The 20,730-nt window shown below is 51.8% G+C and carries 13 protein-coding genes and 1 tRNA gene; 11 read left to right on the top strand and 3 right to left on the bottom strand.

Features of this window, described 5'->3' with window-relative positions; genetic code table 11:
* Nucleotides 1–25: 25 nt before the first annotated feature.
* The gene (locus tag BM040_RS07520) at nt 26–1,096 is read right to left on the bottom strand and encodes a M42 family metallopeptidase (protein ID WP_092099890.1); all 1,071 of its coding nucleotides are present in this window, start codon (nt 1,094–1,096) and stop codon (nt 26–28) included.
* 86 nt (nt 1,097–1,182) lie between these two features.
* Nucleotides 1,183–2,742 carry an acyl-CoA carboxylase subunit beta gene (locus tag BM040_RS07515; RefSeq protein WP_092099889.1) on the bottom strand — a complete coding sequence of 520 codons (1,560 nt, stop codon included), beginning with the start codon at nt 2,740–2,742 and terminating at the stop codon, nt 1,183–1,185.
* Between the two features lie 290 nt (nt 2,743–3,032).
* Between BM040_RS07515 and mltG the strand changes: the two genes are divergently transcribed.
* From mltG to BM040_RS07490, 5 genes are all read left to right on the top strand, one after another.
* On the top strand, nt 3,033–4,109 hold the full coding sequence (mltG, locus tag BM040_RS07510) for an endolytic transglycosylase MltG (protein ID WP_245756132.1): 1,077 nt from the start codon (nt 3,033–3,035) through the stop codon (nt 4,107–4,109).
* Between the two features lie 152 nt (nt 4,110–4,261).
* On the top strand, nt 4,262–4,672 hold the full coding sequence (locus tag BM040_RS07505) for an acyl-CoA thioesterase (protein WP_092099888.1): 411 nt from the start codon (nt 4,262–4,264) through the stop codon (nt 4,670–4,672).
* Nucleotides 4,672–5,646, top strand: a complete 975-nt coding sequence (locus BM040_RS07500; protein WP_092099887.1) for a YihY/virulence factor BrkB family protein — start codon at nt 4,672–4,674, stop codon at nt 5,644–5,646. Before BM040_RS07505 ends, BM040_RS07500 begins: the two co-directional genes overlap by 1 nt.
* Before the next feature lie 153 nt (nt 5,647–5,799).
* A tRNA-Ser gene (locus BM040_RS07495) sits at nt 5,800–5,884 on the top strand.
* A 251-nt stretch (nt 5,885–6,135) separates the two neighbouring features.
* On the top strand, nt 6,136–6,783 hold the full coding sequence (locus tag BM040_RS07490; protein ID WP_092099886.1) for a phage integrase SAM-like domain and Arm DNA-binding domain-containing protein: 648 nt from the start codon (nt 6,136–6,138) through the stop codon (nt 6,781–6,783).
* Between the two features lie 138 nt (nt 6,784–6,921).
* On the opposite strand, the gene BM040_RS07485 is transcribed toward BM040_RS07490, so the two are convergent.
* Complete coding sequence (locus tag BM040_RS07485) at nt 6,922–8,895, bottom strand: hypothetical protein (protein WP_092099885.1); 1,974 nt, start codon at nt 8,893–8,895, stop codon at nt 6,922–6,924.
* A gap of 420 nt (nt 8,896–9,315) precedes the next feature.
* Here BM040_RS07485 and BM040_RS07480 point away from each other — a divergent pair, with 420 nt between their 5' ends.
* The 6 genes from BM040_RS07480 to BM040_RS07455 all read left to right on the top strand — a co-directional run bounded on the left by BM040_RS07480 (nt 9,316) and on the right by BM040_RS07455 (nt 20,643).
* Nucleotides 9,316–11,466 (top strand): hypothetical protein, encoded by a 2,151-nt coding sequence (locus BM040_RS07480; RefSeq protein ID WP_092099884.1) that lies wholly within the window; start codon nt 9,316–9,318, stop codon nt 11,464–11,466.
* Nucleotides 11,467–11,503: 37 nt separating this feature from the next.
* Nucleotides 11,504–12,688, top strand: coding sequence for a M20 metallopeptidase family protein (locus tag BM040_RS07475; RefSeq protein WP_092100318.1), 1,185 nt, complete (start codon nt 11,504–11,506; stop codon nt 12,686–12,688).
* Between the two features lie 674 nt (nt 12,689–13,362).
* On the top strand, nt 13,363–14,568 hold the full coding sequence (locus BM040_RS07470; RefSeq protein ID WP_217646729.1) for a n-acyl-d-glucosamine 2-epimerase: 1,206 nt from the start codon (nt 13,363–13,365) through the stop codon (nt 14,566–14,568).
* A 1-nt stretch (nt 14,569) separates the two neighbouring features.
* Nucleotides 14,570–15,811: a sugar MFS transporter gene (locus tag BM040_RS07465; RefSeq protein WP_092099883.1), complete on the top strand. Its 1,242-nt coding sequence runs from the start codon at nt 14,570–14,572 to the stop codon at nt 15,809–15,811.
* Between the two features lie 78 nt (nt 15,812–15,889).
* Complete coding sequence (locus tag BM040_RS07460) at nt 15,890–18,943, top strand: SusC/RagA family TonB-linked outer membrane protein (protein ID WP_092099882.1); 3,054 nt, start codon at nt 15,890–15,892, stop codon at nt 18,941–18,943.
* A gap of 56 nt (nt 18,944–18,999) precedes the next feature.
* On the top strand, nt 19,000–20,643 hold the full coding sequence (locus BM040_RS07455; protein WP_175491014.1) for a RagB/SusD family nutrient uptake outer membrane protein: 1,644 nt from the start codon (nt 19,000–19,002) through the stop codon (nt 20,641–20,643).
* The last annotated feature ends 87 nt before the right edge of the window (nt 20,644–20,730 follow it).

Below are 20,730 nucleotides of genomic sequence, written 5' to 3'. Positions count from 1 at the left end.
TTTTCACTTGGCTAAAAGTGATGGCTTAGCTCAGGTAGCGGAAATCCTGCTTGTCCTGAATTTTAAGTACAGTTTCGTAAATGAGCTTGATCACGTTGTCCACGTCGTCTTTGTGCACGGTTTCTACCGTCGTGTGCATATACTTAAGCGGCAGCGAGATCAGGGCAGATGCCACACCGGCGTTAGAGTAGGCAAAGGCGTCGGTGTCGGTGCCAGTGGCGCGCGACACGGCCGAGCGCTGGAACGGTACTTCCTTCTCCTGTGCGGTGCGGATAATCAGGTCGCGCACGTTGTTCTGCACGGCCGGGCCATAGGCAATCACCGGACCTTTGCCGCAGTGGATGTCGCCGCTGGTCTTCTTGTCGTACATCGGCGACTGCGTGTCGTGGGTTACGTCGGTGATGATGGCCACGTCCGGGTTAATGCGGTGGGCGATCATCTCAGCCCCGCGCAGGCCAATTTCTTCCTGCACCGCGTTCACAACGTACAGTCCGAAGGGCAGCTGGTTGCCGTTCTCCTTCAGCATACGCGCCACCTCGGCAATCATGAAACCACCAATGCGGTTGTCCAGGGCACGACCCACGTAGTAGCGGTCGTTCAGCACCGTGAACTCATCCTCAAACGTAGCCACGCAGCCCACGTGCACGCCCATAGCCTCTACCTCTTCGCGGTTGCTGGCACCACAGTCCAGGAACACTGTCTCGATGGTGGGGGCTTTGTCCTGCTCTACTTTGCGCACGTGGATGGCCGGCCAGCCGAACACCGCTTTCACGATGCCCTTGTTCGTGTAAATGTTCACGCGCTTGGAAGGGGCGATGAGGGCATCGGATCCGCCGTTGCGCTTCAGGTAAATGTAGCCTTCTGGGGTGATGTAGTTTACAAACCAGGAGATCTCATCGGCATGGGCCTCAATGACTACTTTGTACTCGGCCTGCGGGTTGATAACGCCCACTACAGTACCGTAAGTATCCACAAAGTATTCGTCAATGTATGGTTTTACGTACTCCAGCCAGAGTTTCTGACCCTCCGACTCGAAGCCGGTAGGAGAGGAGTTGTTCAGGTATTTCTGAAGGAAGTCAAAAGATTCTTGTCGCATGTAAGGTTGTGGTTGTTTTGTAGGTGTTTGATTTCATATGGGCCTATGGCCAGGTTAGCGCACTGCGGTGCATAGGCTATTGGTAGTTATAACGGAATGTTCCCGTGCTTCTTGCGTGGCAGCGTTACAGCCTTGTTCTCCAGCATCTTGAATGCCTTGATCAGCTTGGCGCGTGTCTCGTGCGGCATGATCACCTCGTCGATGAAGCCACGGTGCGCTGCGCGGTACGGTGTCGCAAATTTCTCTTTGTACTCCTGTACCTTCTCGGCCAGCTTCGCCTCCGGATCCTCGGCAGCGGCAATTTCCCGCTTAAAGATAATCTCAGCAGCCCCCTGCGCCCCCATCACGGCAATCTCGGCTGTTGGCCAGGCATAGTTCATGTCGGCTCCGATGTGCTTGGAGTTCATTACGTCGTAGGCGCCACCGTAGGCTTTGCGGGTGATGACGGTGATGCGTGGCACAGTGGCCTCGCAGAAAGCGTACAGTAGTTTGGCCCCGTTGGTGATGATGCCGCGCCATTCCTGGTCGGTACCCGGCAGGAAGCCCGGCACGTCTTCTAGCACCAGCAGCGGCACGTTGAAGCTGTCGCAGAAGCGCACAAAGCGGGCGGCCTTGGTGCTGGCGTTGATGTCGAGCACGCCGGCCAGCACGGCAGGCTGGTTGCCCACAATGCCGATGCTGCGGCCCCCCAGGCGGGCAAAGCCCACCACAATGTTCTCCCCAAAGTTCTTGTGCACCTCAAAGAAGGAATCCGCGTCGATGATGCCTTCGATTACCTCGCGGATGTCGTAGGGCTGGTTCGGGTTCTCCGGGATGATGGTGTCCAGCATTTCGCGGGTTTCATCCCCTTGCGGCTCATAAGGCAGGGATGGCGGCAGTTCCTCGCAGTTCTGCGGGATGTAGCTCAGCAGTTTTTTGAGGTGGTTAATGCACTCTACCTCGTTGGCGCAGGAGAAATGGGTCACGCCGCTCTTGGTGCTGTGGGTGCTCGCGCCGCCCAGTTCCTCGGAGGTTACCTCCTCGTGCGTTACCGTTTTCACCACGTTCGGGCCGGTCACAAACATGTAAGAGGTGTCTTCCACCATCATGATAAAGTCGGTGATGGCCGGAGAGTATACCGCACCGCCCGCGCACGGGCCCATAATGGCCGAGATCTGCGGGATAACGCCGGAGGCCAGCGTGTTGCGGTAGAAGATATCAGCATAGCCACCCAGCGATACCACACCTTCCTGGATACGGGCGCCACCAGAGTCGTTGAGGCCGATAACAGGAGCTCCGTTTTTCATGGCCAGCTCCATGATCTTGACAATCTTTTCGGCGTGGGTTTCAGAAAGCGAACCACCCAGCACGGTAAAGTCCTGGGAGAAAACATACACCAGGCGGCCGTTGACGGTGCCGTAACCGGTTACCACGCCATCGCCCAGAAAGTACTGCTTGTCCAGCCCGAAATCCTTGGAGCGGTGCATCACAAACTTGCCGATCTCTTCAAAAGAGCCTTCGTCGAGCAGCAGGTGGATGCGCTCGCGGGCAGTTAGCTTGCCTTTCTTGTGCTGCGCCTCAATTCTTTCCTTGCCACCTCCCAGAAGGGCCTCGGCGTTTTTGCGTTCAAGGGTTTCTATCTGGGCTTGTCTGATTTCTCCTGCCATATAAGGGTATAAAATATATACAGTTCTTAATGTTTATTTCCCAAATTTATAAACTCTGCCGCTAATAACGGTACAATTACAGCATTTTTTGGCTATAAGGCAGAACACGCGGTGGTGTCCTCCGGAAAGTATAAATACCGGGTTCTGGGCGATGATCAGGCACAATTGAGGCCTGGTAGGACTGAATTTATAGTGCACGCATTCTTAATTAACTGCAGATGTGCTATTTTTGAGGCCTTGAAACCTGGTGGCGGAACCATAAACCCTGTTCTGCGCCTTTTACTTACACTATGGCCAACGAAGTTAATCACCCTATAGCAAAAAGAAAACGCAAGCAGAAAAGCATGCTGGTACCCGGCCTGATTGCGCTGGGCATGTTCCTGTTTGTGAGCTTCTCCTATTACGCCTACCAGATTGTGTACACCATGAACGTGGACACCAAGGGGCGCGAAGCGTATGTGCTCATCCCAACGGGAGCCACCTACGAGCAGGCCATGGACTCCGTGGAAGCAAGCGGCGTAATCATCGACCCGCTCTCCCTACGTTTTATGTCCAAGCTGATGGACTACGACAAACTGGTGAAGCCGGGGCGCTACAAACTGGAGCACGGCTGGACCAACCGGCAGTTGATCGGGGTGCTGCGCCTGGGGCAACAGACTCCGCTTAACCTGACTTTCAGCAACGTGCGCCTGCGCAGCCAGCTGGCTGCGAAGCTAGCCACCGAGGTAGAAGCCAGCGAGCAGGAACTCGACAGCCTGCTGAGCGATCCGGCGTACCTGAAAACCCTTGGGTTCGATACCACCAGCGTGGTGGGCATGTTCATCCCGAACACCTATCAGGTATACTGGACCATTACGGCACCTGAGTTGATGGAGCGGATGAAGAAAGAGTACGACCGCTTCTGGAACGAGGAGCGCAAGGCCAAGGCCGAGCAGTTGGGGCTGACACCGCACCAGGTAAGTACGCTGGCCTCCATTGTGCAGGCCGAGACGCTGAAGAACGATGAGAAGCCACGGGTGGCGGGCGTATACCTTAACCGCCTGGAGCGCGGCATGCTGCTGCAGGCCGACCCTACGGTGGTGTTTGCCGTGCGCGATTTCACCATCCGGCGCGTACTGAACAAGCACCTGGCTTACGATTCTCCTTACAACACCTACATGTACAAAGGCTTGCCTCCCGGACCTATCAACGTGCCGGCTATCTCAAGTATAGATGCAGTGCTGAACCCGGAGAAACACAGCTACTTATACTTTTGCGCTAAAGAGGACTTCTCTGGTTACCATGCCTTTGCCACTACCATGGCCGAGCACCAGGCCAACGCGCGCCGCTTCCATCGTGCCCTGAACGAGCGGAATATCATGCAGTAAGCTTGATTGTTGGTTGTTAATTGCTAAATGCTGGGGACCAGATGAAGTATAAATTCGTGCCTCTGCAGGTGGTTTTATACTTCTCCATAAGAAAAATAAAGTCTCTCGTATAGCATTCAAACAATCAACTAGTAGCAATCAACAATAAAACTATGTTTCAATCCGAAGTACAACTGCGCGTGCGCTACGCCGAGACCGACCAGATGGGGTACGTGTACCATGGCAACTATGCCGCTTACTTTGAGGTAACACGCACCGAGGTTTTTCGCAAGCTGGGCATTGAGTATAAGGAGATGGAGGCGTCGGGCACGATGATGCCGGTGCTGGAGCTGAAGACCAAGTTTATCCGCCCGGCTAAGTATGACGACCTGCTTACGATCAGGCTCTTTGTTAAAAGCAAACCGCACGGCACACGTATAAAGTTTGAGTATGAGGTGCTGAACGAGGAAGGCACACTGCTGACCATCGGGGAAACGCTGATGGTGTTTGTGGACATGAAAACAGGCCGTCCCACCGAAATACCCGCCCTCATACACCAGAAGTTGGACACTTACTTTCGTTAATGAGGCTGAACCAGCAATACCTGAAGCGCCGTCGGGCTTACCGCAAATTCATCGTTTTCCTGAAGCGGTGGCGGTTCAGCAATGGCAGGTACTCGGTATATGATGTGGCCGACGTGCTGATAGGGGAATTGCGCCTGGACTCCATCACCAAGCGGGCCTCATACATGGCCTTCAACTTTACGCTGGCCACTTTCCCGACCATCATCTTCCTCTTCACGCTCATTCCCTACATTCCCAACATCCTGCCGATGGATCTGGGCCAGAGCATCCTCGATTTTCTGGGTGACGTGTTGCCGGAGGAGATGTACACAGCAGCCTACGGCACGATAGAGGACATCGTGAACAAGCCGCGCGGAGGGCTGCTTTCTTTCGGTTTCCTGTTCGCGCTCGTGCTTTCGACCAATGGCATTATGTCTCTGATGGATGCCTTCGACAAAAAGTACCATACTTTTTACAAACGCGGTTACCTGCGCAAACGCCTGATAGCCACCGTGCTGACGGTGGTGCTAAGTATGATTCTGTTAACGGCGGTGGCAGCCACTTTCTTTGGCCAGTGGATACTGGATGTGTTGGTGTTCTACGAGATAGTGACGGAGAGCTACACGTATACCTTGCTGGTGATTCTGAAGTATGTGGCGATTATCCTGCTCTTTCTGCTGGCTACCTCGCTCATCTATTATTTCGTTCCCGCTATCGAGGACAAGTGGCCGTTCTTCTCGGCGGGGGCCGTGGTGGCGACGGCGCTTATTTTCCTGGTCTCAATGGGCTTCTCGCTCTACATCAGCGCCTTTGATACCTATAACAAGTTCTATGGCTCCATGGGCGCCTTGATTGGTCTGATGATCTGGCTCGACTTCGTTTCGATGATCCTTATACTTGGGTTTGAGATCAACGTGAGCATCGACACGGTGACCAAGCGCCTGGTGCGCACCCCCACCTCGCACTCGGGCAAAATGGCGAGGGCAGAAGTATAGGTTTATACTTTTAGCATGCTATGCGGAGTGTCGCAATAATTTTGATTTGACTATCAATGGCTTGGAATTTCCTCCCATAAAACAGAAGAATTTTTTTGCCGTATAGTTTTGAAAGTTCGATGCCGTGTTCTACTTTTGTACACGAATTGAGACAGAGAGTTGGCGGAGTGGTCGAACGCGGCGGTCTTGAAAACCGTTGACTGTAACAGGTCCGGGGGTTCGAATCCCTCACTCTCTGCTGGTAGGAATACCAAAATCAGCTAAAAGCCTGCAAATGAAAAGTTTGCAGGCTTTTTTGTTTCAACTGGGCTCCTGAATCTTACACCTTTTCAGGTATTTTAGGTGCGTTATCCGGTGAGTTCCTCCAACGCCTCCCTTGACTCACCGAATAAGGGTGTAACGCATTGATACACAAGGTGTACAGAAGCTGTATGTCTTGACTGCGGTTGACTGCAAGGCTACTTTTGTTTAACCTTTCAAGTCACTGTTATGAGTATCAATTTCAGCCTCCTCTTCTACCTCAAGAAACCCAAGAACCACCAGATAGGCCCCGTGCCCATCTACCTGCGAGTCACGGTGGCCGGCAAGCGGGCAGAGCTGGCAACGAGCCGCTCCATTGAGCCGGAGAGGTGGGTTTCCACCGCCGGCCGCGCCAGGGGCACCAGGGCAGCGGCAAAGTCTTTGAACGCTTACCTGGACCACCTGCAGGCGAAGGTCTACGAGGCGCACCGCCAGCTGGTGGAGGCGGGGATACCATTGACGGCGGAAGCCATTAAGAACAAGTTTCTGGGGAAAGTGGAGAAAGGCAGGACGCTGGTGGAGGTCTTCTCCGAGCACAACCGCAAGGTGGCGGCCCTGGTCGGGGACGGGTTCGCCCCCGGCACCCTGGAGCGCTACGCCACCTCCCTCAGGCACACGCAGGAGTTCATGAAGTGGAGGTACGGGGTGGAGGACATGGAAGTTAGGGACGTGGACCATGCCTTTGTCACTGACTTCGAGTTCTACCTGCGCAGCGTCCGCAAGTGCTCCAACAACACGGCCGTCAAGTACATCAAGAACCTGGGCAAGGTCATCCGCCTCCGAAGAATTAAGCTTGGCAACTACACACTAATATTCGAATACTCCGCCTATGTATAGCTACAACCGCGGGTCTGCAGTGCGTTTCTTCTGAGTTAACTCATCAATTGTATTGTGATGCCCCCGCGAATCTGCAGGGGCAATGCTTTAAGATTTATTGACTCCCTTACGAAAGATATAATATAAAAGCGCAGCAGGTTATTCCCTCAGCGCTGCATCGGGTGTATAGCTCCACAGGTTCGCTCCGAGCCTGAAGTATAAAACGCCTTGCGCATCCATCGTCAACAGATCAAGGCCTTCACGTAGGATGTTGACCTCTAACGTCTGCGGATCAACGGAGAAGAATTTTCGGCCGCCTGTGCCGTATACTTTGCCGGAAGGATGTACTACCAGAAAAGCATCTCGCCAGAGGTGGGTGCGTTTGGCAGGCACCTCGTATACTTTGGTTTGCTTTACAATCTGGCGCGTGGTTGGGTCAAAGATAAACAGGTTGCCATCGGCCATTCCCCATAGTTTGTCATCGGGCCCATTAATAAGGGCAGTTACCGCCATAATGCCTGGTATCGGGGTAGTTTCGAAAATGGTTTCTTTCCTGTCCGGATCCCAGCAAAAAAGCTTGCCCTCTTTCTCGGTTGGGGCAATGCCCAGTCCCCCGGAAATACTGGTCCCTCCCCAGATCTTGCCATTCAGGTAAGTCAGGCTAACCGGGGATTGATTTTTTACAACATCTGTGTAAGTATGCAGTTCGTCTGTCTCAGTGTTATATTCAGTAATGGCCCCACCCAGCACGCCATAATTAGGCACGGTGCCAAAGTATACTTTCCGGAGTGCATTTACACTTAAGATGGCAAAAGGCCTGGATTGCCCTTCTATCTGTCTGATGAGCCGTGGGTTGTGTTGGCTCATGTCCCAAGGGTCTTTGGTGTTATACCTATAAAGTTGCGCCGAAGGATAAATACCAAAGAATAAATCGTTTCCCTGTTTGGCAATTCCCTCCGATTGTATCAGGCCGTAGTATTCCGCTGTCTTGCCCGACTTTGGGTCATAGGCGGCATTACCACCTGCCAGGTAGCCGCTCAGCCATACCCTGTCGTCCGGGCCATAGAAGATGCTTTGGATGTCGATGGGTTGCTTGGGGATGTTCAGCGTGACGATTGAAGATTTTCCGGTTGCCGGGTTATACTTCACTAACTGGCCTTCGGTGGTAAATAACTCTACATCTCTCTTGTTCCAGCGGGCGGCCTTGGTCTTGCCCTTGAAACTTAAGAGATGCCTGGAGGCGGCATACGCGTCTGCATGAAGCTCCGTGCTGTAAAGACTGGTGTCTACGGTATAATACGCAGTAGGAGTTTTGGAAGCCTTCAATAACGTCCTTACCTCCATTGTGCCTAGCGTTTCCTCCAGCTTGGCTGTCTTGGTATCGAACACCAGGGTTTCTCTGCCAACTCCTTTGTTGTTCAGCCATACCAACAGCTTGGTGCCGGTTTTTTCCCTTACCAGCTTCAGGTTGTAGATCGAACCATTCTTTTGATAATGTTCTGGTAGAAATTCTCTCTTCTTGCCAGTTTTCAGATCAATCTCCACCACGTTGGCCCCGATGTAAACGGCTACAAATAGCTTATCCGTGTTCTTGTCATAGGCCAGGAACTGGGCGTACTGCTGGTTCTCCACCACCGGTCCCTGGCTTACGTCTTTAAAGCCGTCTTTCGGATGGTAGCGGAAAATCCGGCAGCCGGGATATGTGCCGCCATAAATTTCCCCATTCTTTCCGGCCACTACATCCCAAACGAGCTTTTCTCCCTCCAGCACGATTCCCAGGTTTTCGATTTGCTGCGTGCCAGGCGTATGCTTAAACAGGTAACCTTGGGCGCTTGAAACGTAGAGCACGCCGTCGGTTGACGCCACAATGGCCCAGGAGCCGTCCGTATTCTCCAGTTCCAGATCAGCAACCAACTCGTTAGTGGCTAAGTCATAGCCAACCAAGTGGGCCGGCCTGCCTCTAACCACACTATATAGATAAGACTTGCCATTTTTGCCTTCCACAAAGGCAGAGCCCTGCAGGGTGGCCGAGTGTAATTGCGGGCCGAGGTTCTTAAAAGTGCCATTTTCCTGGGCATGCGCTCCCCAGCTAAGAAGCAGCGTAAGCAAAGCGATGTAGAGTTTCTGAACCATATAAGAATACGAATGGATGAAGGGATATATAGGAGAAACCAGCTATACTTTGGCTGGCATAATTATACTCATACTATGCTTCCGGAGGTACCTGTAATTCGATGTCGCCTTATCAATACTCTGGAAGGAAGAAACTTCAACTGATGCTACCTGTTTTCAAAGAATAAATAGCATTTTCAATGGGGCTTACCTATATCTAATATAGCTATAAAATTTAATAGGTAGATATTCTTTTTAATTTATTTTAATAAATATTTGTTTTAATAGCTTTTTTGTTCTATTATTAATTACAAATAAGCAAAGATTTTAGCTCGGCTTTGAACTATTGAGAGGAAGAGGAAAGAGCAAGGCAGGAATAAAAGAAAAGCTTTTCGCATTAGTACCATACTTCAGAATATAATTCACCTTAGTATACATCTAATGAAGAGAAAAACTGTACTCCTGCTTTTGGTAGGCTTATTCCTTTTCCTGAACGAAACCCGAAGCCAAAGCATCAAAACAGATATCATCATCTGCGCTGAAGGAACGAATGATGTCAGCAGTATCCTGGATGCGAATAGCTATACTTACCGTATTATTGCTAAACCACTGGAGGCTGTAAAAGCAGCCAAGAAAGGGGGAAGCGTGCTTTTTATAGCAGACGGCTATCCGGAAAAGCGCCTCTCCCTGCCAAAAGAGGTAGAGCAGTTGATTAACAAGAAGAAGCTGCGGGTTTTTGTGGAGTACCCGGCACCCTCCTCATCTTTGCTTGCAGAAAAGGATTCTGTAAAAACGCAGCTCGAACGGGCTATTGTCACTACGAGTAGCATCAAAGGGGTTGATTCGCTGGATCTGATTGGCATTCACAACGCCTATGTAGTCAAGTCCACGGCTACAAACCCACTGATGATCGTGGCCAAAGTGGCGGGCTTCGACAACGCCCAGTATGGGATTAGGGATGTGCAGCATAACCCGTTCCTCTACCAGCATGGCCGCTACCTGGTAGCCACCACGCGCCTGAGCAACGTCTTAACTTCCCGGTTTGGCCCCCTGGACCACGTACGGCCGGTGTGGGAGCATATCTTCAGTTACCTGTCTCCCTCCGTGAAGTGGGAATTCAACAACTGGCCCCTGCATGTGGCGCCCATGCACGCCAAAAAAGAGGCTCTCTCTTCTCAGGATTATCAGACTGCCATAAAGAAAGGAATAGACTGGTTTTACAATGGCCGCTTTTTCGTGCATCCTTCCTGGGAGAGCCTGTTTCTGGAGAGACAGGGGGACGGCACCGACGTAGCGGGGCCGCCGCTGGACCATAGCTTGCCGGTGGGCAACGGCTCCCTGGGCGTACTGGAAGGGCACTTATCCCGGATTCAGGCCGATGGTTCTCAGATCTACCGGTACTGGATGCGGGCCGACTGTAATGCCGAAGTGGCCTATGCGCTGAGCGTACTGGGCGAATCATCTGCCAATCATAAAGAAGTAGCGGCTAACCTGCTGGACTATATCTTCAAAAGCTCAAACCTGCGGGCCGGTAACCGAAACGATCCGAACGCTGCCAGCTACGGCCTGGTAGGCTGGAGCACGACCCATCCGCACGTATACTATGGTGACGACAATGCCCGCGTTATTCTGGGTGCCCTAGGTGCTTCCGCCCGTCTGAATCAGAGCGACTGGGACAAGTATATTGCAGAAGCCATTATCGCTAATTTCCGCACCTCAGGTAAAAATGGTTTCCGGGGAGAGCGCCTGGAAGACGCTAACGTGCTGAAAGCTGGCCTAGAGTCCATCCAGCAGAACGACCTGGTATACCCGCACCCGCACTTCGAGGCCTGGATGTGGGCCTGCTACCTCTGGCTATACGATAAAACAGGCCACCGCCCATTCCTGGAGCAGTCTAAGAAAGCAATTGCCATTACCATGGAAAAATACCCGAACTGGAAATGGACCAACGGCATTCAGCAGGAAAGAGCCAGGATGATACTGCCGCTGGCCTGGCTGGTGCGGGTAGAGGATACGCCGCAGCACAGGCAGTGGCTGGACCTGATTGCCGGCACGTTGCTGGAAAACATGGATGAAAGCGGCGCCATCAGAGAAGAACTGGGTGCTGCCAGTGACGGCATGTTTGGCGCTACTAAGTCCAACGCTGACTATGGCAAGCACGAAGCGCCGCTTATTGCTGTGAACGGCGACCCCGTGGCAGACATGCTATACACCACAAATTTTGCCTTCTTCGCCCTGAATGAGGCTGCAGCTGCCACCGGGGATGCCAAGTATAAAGAGGCAGTGGATAAAATCGCCGATTTCCTTGTGCGCATACAGGTAAACAGTACCCAACACCAGGATTTGGATGGGGCTTGGTTCCGGGCTTTCGACTATAACCGCTGGGAATACTGGGCCTCCAATGCGGATGCCGGCTGGGGCGCCTGGGGTACACTTACGGGCTGGACCCAGAGCTGGATTGTGAGCACCCTGGCCCTGCAGCAGCAAAAGCAAAGCCTTTGGGATATTTCCAAAAACTCCACCATTAAAACAGAGGCCCAAAAGGCAATCGATGCGATGCTCAGCTCGCAGGAGGGGCAGGCAAAGCGCTAAGCCTCGAAGCTTTATACTTTAGATGCACGACCGCAGTATGCTAAAAGAGAGAATTCAGGAGCTGGCCAGGAAGATTCATCCGGAGGTAGTGGCTTACCGGCGTCACCTGCACGCCAATCCGGAGCTGTCTTTTGAGGAGTATAACACCTCGGCTTTTATCAAAGCTACACTCGATAAATTGGGTGTGCCATGGAGCGCCATGGCAAATACCGGGGTGGTCGGGCTCATCAAAGGAGAGAAGCCTTCGGATGCCGTTATCGCCTTACGGGCCGATATGGATGCTCTGCCCATTAAAGAAGCAAACGAGGTTCCATACAAATCAACCCAGCCTGGCGTGATGCATGCCTGCGGGCACGATGTGCATACTTCTTCTTTACTGGGGGTGGCTGCCGTTCTGCAACAGCTTCGCTTGGAGTTTGGCGGCACCGTCAAGCTGATTTTTCAGCCAGCCGAAGAAAAGATCCCGGGTGGGGCAGCCCAAATGATCAAGGAAGGAGTGCTGGAGTCGCCAAAGCCCATGACCGTGATCGGGCAACATGTCATGCCCTCTCTTCCTGTCGGGACGGTTGGGGTGCGGCCAGGGAAGTTCATGGCTTCCAATGATGAGCTGTATATCACCATTACAGGGAAGGGGGGGCATGGGGCGCAGCCGCAGCAGAACATAGACCCGGTCGTGATCGCCTCGCAGATTATTCTGAGTTTGCAGCAGATCGTAAGCAGGGTGGCTAACCCCCAAATGCCCACGGTGCTGTCTTTTGGTAAAGTCATTGCCAACGGCGCCACCAACATCATACCGGATGAAGTGTACATCGAAGGAACTTTCCGAACCATGGACGAAGCCTGGCGCAAAGAGGCTCACGAGCGGATGAAAAAGATGGCGGAAGGAATTGCCGTAAGTATGGGGGCGATCTGCGATTTCAAAATTCTGCAAGGTTACCCCTTTCTGATAAACGAAGAACAAACGACAGCAAGATTCCGAGCATTTGCAGCCGAATACCTCGGGCAGGGAAATGTAAGAGATATTGAAATCTGGATGGCCGCAGAGGATTTTGCCTACTACTCGCACCAGGCAGATGCATGCTTTTACATGTTAGGAGTAGGAAATGAGGCGCAAGGGATAACTTCTTCCTTGCATACCCCCACTTTTGAAGTAGATGAAGCAGCCCTGGAGATCGGGGTAGGCCTCATGGCTTTTGTCGCTTTGAATTGCCTGGACATTTAGCATGCCCACTTTGCTCTTCATCCGCAGCAAAGGAGGTATTATACTTTTTTTGGAGGACAACATGCTGGCTATATCATTATAATGAATTATTAATGCTAAGTGCAGTTTATAAAAGGAATATCTAGTTTAAAGTATAAAGCTTTAAGTCTTGATAAAAAAAATTAAAAAAGTATTGTATATAAAGAAATAAATTTAATATATTTAATCAGTGGTAACGTATAGCTGCTATATACTACCATGCTTATTGAAATAACTCCACCTTTAGTTGTCTATTGTGGTTGCTGGAGTTGCAATAAGGATTTCCCTCAAGTAAAAAATCATTACTGGTTTGCTTCTGTGAAGCGGGTTGGTCTCAGTACATAAATTATACTTTCTCTAATCAAGTAGTTCATGCCAGAAAAGGTCTGGCTATGTGAAGATCGGATCCTCTGAGAAAGCATAACCTTTCGCAGCCGCCAAGCGCCAACAAGAAAACCGGACGACATAAGCCCGGGCGTTGCTGCTGAAGGGTTGAAGTAGCATACTTATAAAATTATATAGCTCCTTTTTGGATTTACCTGACACGATGCGCTAGCCCTTGGTAGCACATCGACTGGCTCACTTATGCTTTTATTTTGGCAGAGTAGCACATTAATGGTTAAACATATAAATAATAGATGTTACTTCTCCCGGGTATGAAAGCAAAGCAACTGCAACAGTATAGCCATTTGTATAAAAGTAATTTACTGAATGATGTTATACCATTTTGGTTAAATAATTCCCTAGATAAAGAGTATGGAGGCTATTTTACTTGCTTGGATAAGACGGGCAACGTATTCGACACGGATAAATTTATGTGGTTGCAGGGGCGTCAGCTCTGGATGTTTTCCATGCTTTATACAAATGTGGAGCAAAAGCAGGAGTGGTTGGATGCAGCTCTGCATGGCGCTGACTTTCTGATCAAGCATGGGCGAGACGCGGAGGGTAACTGGTACTTCTCCCTGAACCGCGAAGGGCAGCCCCTGGTACAGCCCTACAATATCTTCTCGGATTGCTTTGCCGCCCTTGGGTTTAGCGCCCTCTACAAGGCAAAGCCAGAACAACTATACGCCGACATTGCGGCAGCCACTTTTAATAAAATTTTAAGAAGAAGGGATAACCCCAAAGGAATCTATAATAAGGCCTTCCCGGGCACCCGTCCCCTGAAAAACTTCTCCCTGCCCATGATCCTTTGCAACCTGTCGCTGGAGATGGAGCACCTGCTGGGGAAAGAAACCGTGGACGCTCTGACAAGAGAAATTATCCACGAGGTCATGGAGGTATTCTATCATCCGGAAAGCGGCCTTATTCTGGAGAACGTGTACCAGAATGGCAGCTTCTGTGATTCTTTCGAAGGGCGTCTGGTGAACCCGGGACATGTGCTGGAAGCAATGTGGTTTATCGCTGACCAAGCCGTGCGGTTGAACGACCAGCCACTCATCCACCAAACCAAGGAGATCGCCCTGCGCGTGCTGGAGTATGGCTGGGACAAAGAGCATGGCGGCATTTTATACTTCAAAGACATCAAAGGGCATCCCACACAGCAACTGGAGTGGGATCAGAAACTGTGGTGGGTGCATGCAGAGGCACTGGTTTGCCTGTTGAAAGCCTACCTCCATACAGGAGATGAGCGCTGCTGGGAGTGGTTTGAGAAGCTCCACGAATATACCTGGAAGCATTTCCCAGATCCTGAGAACGGCGAGTGGTACGGTTACCTGAACAGGGAGGGCAAGCCGCTTCTGACGCTAAAAGGCGGCAAGTGGAAAGGCTGCTTCCATGTACCTCGCGCACTGTACCAGTGCTGGATGACACTGGATGCGATTTTGGAGAAGGAGACGAACTTAACGCTACAAGAAAAATAGTATGGCCAACGTACCTTTGCAGCAAGTCGTTTTAGAGGAAGAGTCCAAAGGCGTAAAGGCGAACTATTCGTCGACCCTGGTTTCCCTGGCTATCCTATATTTCATGATGGGGTTCATCACCTGTCTCAACGATACGCTTGTCCCTTATTTTAAAGAAGGTTTTACCTTAACCTACACCCAATCCTCCTTAGTGCAGTTCTACTTTTTCCTGACCTATGGCGTGATGTCCATCCCGGCAGGTAGAATTGTGGAGCGGGTAGGGTATAAAAAGGGTATGGTGCTGGGCTTTTCAATAGCGGCGCTGGGTGCCACCCTTTTCTTTCCGGCTGCCGTGATGCACCAGTATTATCTGTTCCTGGCGGCCTTGTTTGTGGTGGCCATTGGCATTGTGTTGCTGCAGGTAGCGGCTAATCCCTACATTACCGTGTTAGGGCCGGCACGCACTGCCTCCTCCCGGTTTACCCTGATTCAGGGCGTGGGTTCCATTGGCACCACGGTTGCCCCGCTCTTCGGAGCCAGCTTCATTCTCTCAAACCTTCAGGAGGCGGGCAGCTCAAGTGATGCCGTGAAATACCCTTACTTAGGGATAGCAGCCTTATTGCTTGTCATCGCCATTTTCGTATCGCGGTTAAACTTGCCCACCATCAAGGCGGAGGCTGCCTCAGAAGCTCTCCCAAACGAGGGGAAGGGTATTTTCGCTTTCCGGAACCTTAAACTGGGGGTGTGGGCCATCTTCTGCTATGTGGGGGCGGAAGTATCTATCGGTACTTTTCTGACCAACTACATTGCGGATACGCTCACAATTACAGAAGGAGAAGCGAACAACTATGTCGCCTTTTACTGGGGAAGTATGCTGGTGGGGCGCCTGCTAGGTTCCTTGGTCCTGAAAACAGCCAGGCCGCAGGTGGTGCTTTCTGCCAGCGCTGTTACAGCCATACTTCTGATTATCCTCTCTGTGAGTTCCACGGGCAACCTGGCCGTATGGGCTATGATTGCGGTCGGCTTGTGTAACTCCATCATGTTTGCCATTATTTTCTCGCTTTCGGTAGAGGGCTTGGGGAAATATACTACCAAGGCTTCCGGTCTGCTGTCAACTGCAATTGTCGGGGGAGCTATTGTCTCATTTTCACAGGGTTATTTGATAGATCATTACACCTGGCTCATCTCGTTTATGCTGCCGATGGGGTGCTATCTCTACATCCTGTTTTATGGCGTGAACGGGTATCGGCGGCAGAGCCTTTAAAAGGCCTCTGGTGTCAGTGCCATTTAGTTAGACTTAACCTAAACCTAATAACTCAACTCACCTGCTAACAAAATCATTATGATGAGACTTATACTAACCGGAAAAAGATGGCAATACTGCTGGCTTCTTTTTCTATTTATGGCAGTGCTGCAGCCTGTTGCCTTTGGGCAGGGCCAGGCAATAAAAGGCAAGGTCCGGGATGGCAAAGGCGTGCCGCTGCCGGGGGTAACCGTGGTGGTGAAAGGCACCGACAGGGGAACCTCCACTAACATAGACGGGCAGTTCTCTTTGCCGCAGGCGAAACAAGGTGATGTGCTGGTATTTAGTTACATCGGTTTTGCCAACAAGGAGGTCACCGTAACGGGGGCTGCGGAACTGGACGTGGTGATGGCAGAGGCTGACAATAAGCTTAATGAAGTGGTCGTGGTAGGCTATGGCACCCAGAAGAAAGTGAACCTGACTGGTTCGGTGGCCGTGGTGGAAGGCAAGGAGCTCACCAAGCGCCAGGTAGGCTCAACCTCGCTGGCCCTGCAGGGTACCGCGCCCGGGGTAAGTGTCCGGCAGCAGTCTGGTGTGCCGGGGGGAGACGGCGGTGGGATTAGCATCCGGGGCGTTGGCTCTATTAATGCGGGCTCTAACCCTCTGATCCTGGTGGACAACGTGGAAATGAGCCTTGACGCTGTGGACCCGAACAGTATTGAAAGTATATCCGTGCTCAAAGACGCTGCCGCCTCTGCCATCTATGGCTCCAGGGCAGCGAATGGGGTAATTCTCATCACCACAAAACGAGGCAGTGAGGGGGTGAAGGTAAATCTGAGCTCGTATGTGGCGGTACAGCAGCCTACTGACCTGCCGGAGAAGGTAAATGCCTTGGACCATATGAAATTATGGGATGTGGCCCAGGTCAACAGCGGGCTTCCGCCGGCCTTCACGAAACAGATCGAAGAGTATGAGCGCCTGGGGCCGGATAACTTCGCCCGCTTCAACACCGATTGGAAAGACCTGGTGCTGACCAATAACGGTTTGATGCATAACCATAACATCAACGTTTCTGCCGGTACAGAGAAGATCAAGGTTTTTGCTTCAGGTGGTTACCTGGACCAGAACGGCATAACAGCTAACACAGGTTTCAAGCGGTCAGACCTACGCTTTAACACCGACATATCGTTAAGCAAACGTTTGACTGCATCAATGGACCTGGTGCTCAATAACTCCGAGCGTACCTGGCCAGGCAACTCTTCGCCAACGGCCATTATCCGCTACATGTTGGGCTTGCCAGCCACTGCTCCGGGGCGTTTTAATACCGGCGAGTGGGGCGAAGGCTGGTCTAACTCTAACCCGGCTGCCCAAGCCGAAGATGGTGGGTTTGACAAGTACATCACAAACAGCCGGATCATCAGCGGAACTCTGACCTATAGACCCATCGACGACTTGGAGTTACTGGCCAACTACAGCTCTAACCGTGCCACGAGCCGCAACCGCAGGCTGCAGGGGCAATACGATATCTACGTGCCTGACTTGGCCAACAACAAGCTGGACTTTGCCCGCCCTTGGCCTAACTTCAATGCCATCTACGATAACTTCGATGAGTCGCAGCGTGACTTGGTGCGCCTTCAGGGTACTTACGCCAAGGCACTCGGGAAGCACAACGTGAAATTGCTGACAGGCTTTAGTGCCGAGAGTTTCTCTGCCAGTAATATTGATGCCTTCCGGCAAAACCTAATTTCAGAGGACTTCCCATACCTGAGTGCCGGCGATGCCACCGGCCAATCCTTGGGGGGCGGTGAGTATGAGTTCAGCATGGCCTCGGTGTATAGCCGCATTAACTACGACTACGATGAAAAATACCTGCTGGAGCTGAACGGCCGCTTTGATGCCTCCTCCAGGTTCATCAAGGAGAACTGGTGGGAACTGTTCCCATCCGTATCTGCCGGCTGGAGAATCTCGAACGAAAGCTTCTGGGATAACCTGGCAAACGTGGTGAACGAGGCCAAGTTGCGCGTATCTTACGGTGCTTTGGGTAACCAGAACGTGGGGTCCTACTACCCGACCTATACTTCCTATGCAAAAGGTACGCCTTATGACTACTACTTCAACAATGTTGTCAACAGCGGTTATGCGCTGACGACAGCCGCCAACCCCTTCATCCAGTGGGAAAGATCGATCATTCTGGATGCTGGCCTGGACTTGGCCTTCTTTAACAACCGCCTGAGTATTACTGCCGATTATTTCAAGCGTGACATTGACAACATGCTGCAGCTGGACCTTATTCCATCCTATGTAGGTCTAAATGCCCCGTATGTAAACATCGGTAAGATGACTAATAAGGGTTGGGAGCTGAGCCTGGGCTGGAAAGACGCGGTAGGTGATTTCACATATCAGGTAACGGGTAATGTTTCTGATGTGAAAAACGAAGTCGTGGACCTAGGTGGCCGCGAATATATTTCGGGTTCACGCATCACGAAAGAAGGCTACGCCTATAACTCCTACTTTGGGTACATCGCGGAAGGCCTGTTCCAGTCAGAGGATGAGATAGCTAGCGCGCCGTTCCATTTCGCCAACACCAAACCGGGCGATATCCGCTACCGGGATATCAACAATGACAAGAAAATCGACGCCAACGACCGCGCAGTACTGGGTAACTACTTCCCACGCTATGAGTATAGCCTGAACCTTTCGGCCCAGTTTAAGGGCTTTGATGTGACGGCTTTCTTCCAAGGGGTGGGAAAGATGGATAACTACCTCTCTGGCACGGGTACGCAGCCGTTCTACTCGGCCAGCTTCCAAGGCAGTATCTACGAGCACCAGAAAGACTACTGGACCCCTGAAAACCGGGATGCGGCTTATCCAAGACTGACTGCTAACAGCATCACCAACAACTATGTTACTTCCTCTTTCTGGATGCGCGAAAGCTCTTTTCTGAGATTAAAGAACGTGGTGCTCGGCTACACGATTCCTAAATCCCTGACTGACAAGATTAAGGTAGGCTCAGCCAGGTTCTATGTCAGCGGACAGAACCTTTTTACCTGGAGCAATTACTTCCCAGGATTCGATCCTGAGCAGCGAGACACAGGCGGTGAGTTCTACCCCATCATGACGACTTATACTACCGGATTTAACCTAAGCTTTTAAGAAAGATGAAGAATAAATTTCTATACATAGCAGGGCTGTGCGCTTCCTTAACTTTCATGAGCGGGTGTGAAAGTTTCCTGGAGAAAGAGCCACTGGACTCTCCTGCACAGGGTACTTTCCTCAATAACGAAAAGGCCGTAAACGTATCGCTAAACGCCTTGTACCGGTCTGTGAACTGGGATTTTGGCCTAGTGCCATACCAATCGGCCACCGACGCCTGGGCAGACATGGCCATCCTGCGGGCCAACGACCTGGGGGAGGGTACGTTCGATACCTATAACTCGCACCCGGCCAGCTTATGGAGAAACGCCTACATCACCATTCAGCGTGCCAATACAATACTGGATGGTATGGAGCCCCACAAAGACAAAATTGCTCCTGCTGCCTACAACCGCATGCAGGCCGAGACGAGGATCTTGCGCGCATGGGCTTACCACTACCTGGCGTTCATGTTCGGAGATGCGCCCCTGATTACCAAAACACTGACCACCGAAGAATTTAAGACGCAGGTGCGCACGCCTAAGGCCGAGATCATCGCCTTTATTTACAAAGAGCTGGATGAGGCCGGGGCCATGCTCAACTGGGCACCTACAGAACGCGGCCGTGTGAGCAGGGCGGTGGCCATGGGCTTAAAGGCACGTACTGCCCTTAACAATAAGGAATATACCCTTGCCAAAGCGGCTGCCAAAGAGGTGATAGACAACGCCGGTCTCCAGCTTAACCCCAAATTCCAGGACCTGTTCACACGCAGCGGCCAAAAGCCAAATGCCGGTGGCGAGATCATGTTCGAGATAATGTATACCGACGCAGAGGTGTCTTCCAGAACAAACCTGCCGCTGGGCAATGCTGCCCGTGCTTCCGGCGGCCAATCCGGAAGGTTCCCATCGCAGCGCTTGGTAGATGCGTTTGAGGCAAAAGACGGAAAGCGGATTGATGAATCGGAAGTATACAACCCGCAAAAGCCAAGAGAGAACAGAGACCTCCGGCTGAAGTATACGGTTGCCATGCCGGGTGACACTGTAACCATGAACCTGGTGACCTTTGTCTATGACATTTACAATAACACCACTTCTTTCCGCAACGCAGACGGCAGCTGGACGGTGAAATCTAACGCAGACTTTGATAACCCGTTCGGTCCTGCCAAAAGTGGGGTAGGCTATCTGTGGTCAAAGTATACCATGACGGATGAAAATGCTTTTCAGTCGCGGGTTAGCTTTATTCTCATGCGCTATGCCGAAATCCTATTAACATATGCCGAGGCTTCAATTGAGTCTAACACCATTGACGAGGCAACCATAGCGGCCATTAACCAGGTGCGAAGCAGGGCCAAGCAGCCGCTAGTACCTGAATCCATCCAAAATGACCAGAACGAGCTTCGCGAGCTGATCCGAAGAGAGCGCACGGTAGAACTGGCGGTGGAAGGCTTCCGATGGTTTGACATCCGCCGCTGGGAAATCGCGCATCTGGTGATGCCGGGCAAAGTTGTGGGAATTTCTAAATCCGGTACCGAATTACCGCCTGTTCCAAACTTCAAGACTACGCCGGAGCATGACCTGAATAGTATTCCGGACTACAGCGGACAGCTTGAACAGCGCTACACCCGCGAAACACGCTTCTGGGATCCGAAGCTCATGTTGCTGCCCGTACCGCAGGCAGAGCGAGACATAAATTCAAAACTCACGCAGAATAACGGTTGGTAGAATAGGTTGCACAGCGATCTGCCGGGCTTCGGCCCGCGCAGGTCGACTGTGTTTTTATTTTCAGATGTACTCCTCCGGGAGGACTTA

The organism is Pontibacter chinhatensis (assembly GCF_900113285.1).
GTDB classification, from domain to species: Bacteria; Bacteroidota; Bacteroidia; order Cytophagales; family Hymenobacteraceae; genus Pontibacter; species Pontibacter chinhatensis.
Note: the sequence above shows the minus strand (reverse complement) of the source record. Positions and strands in the feature narration are given on the sequence as shown.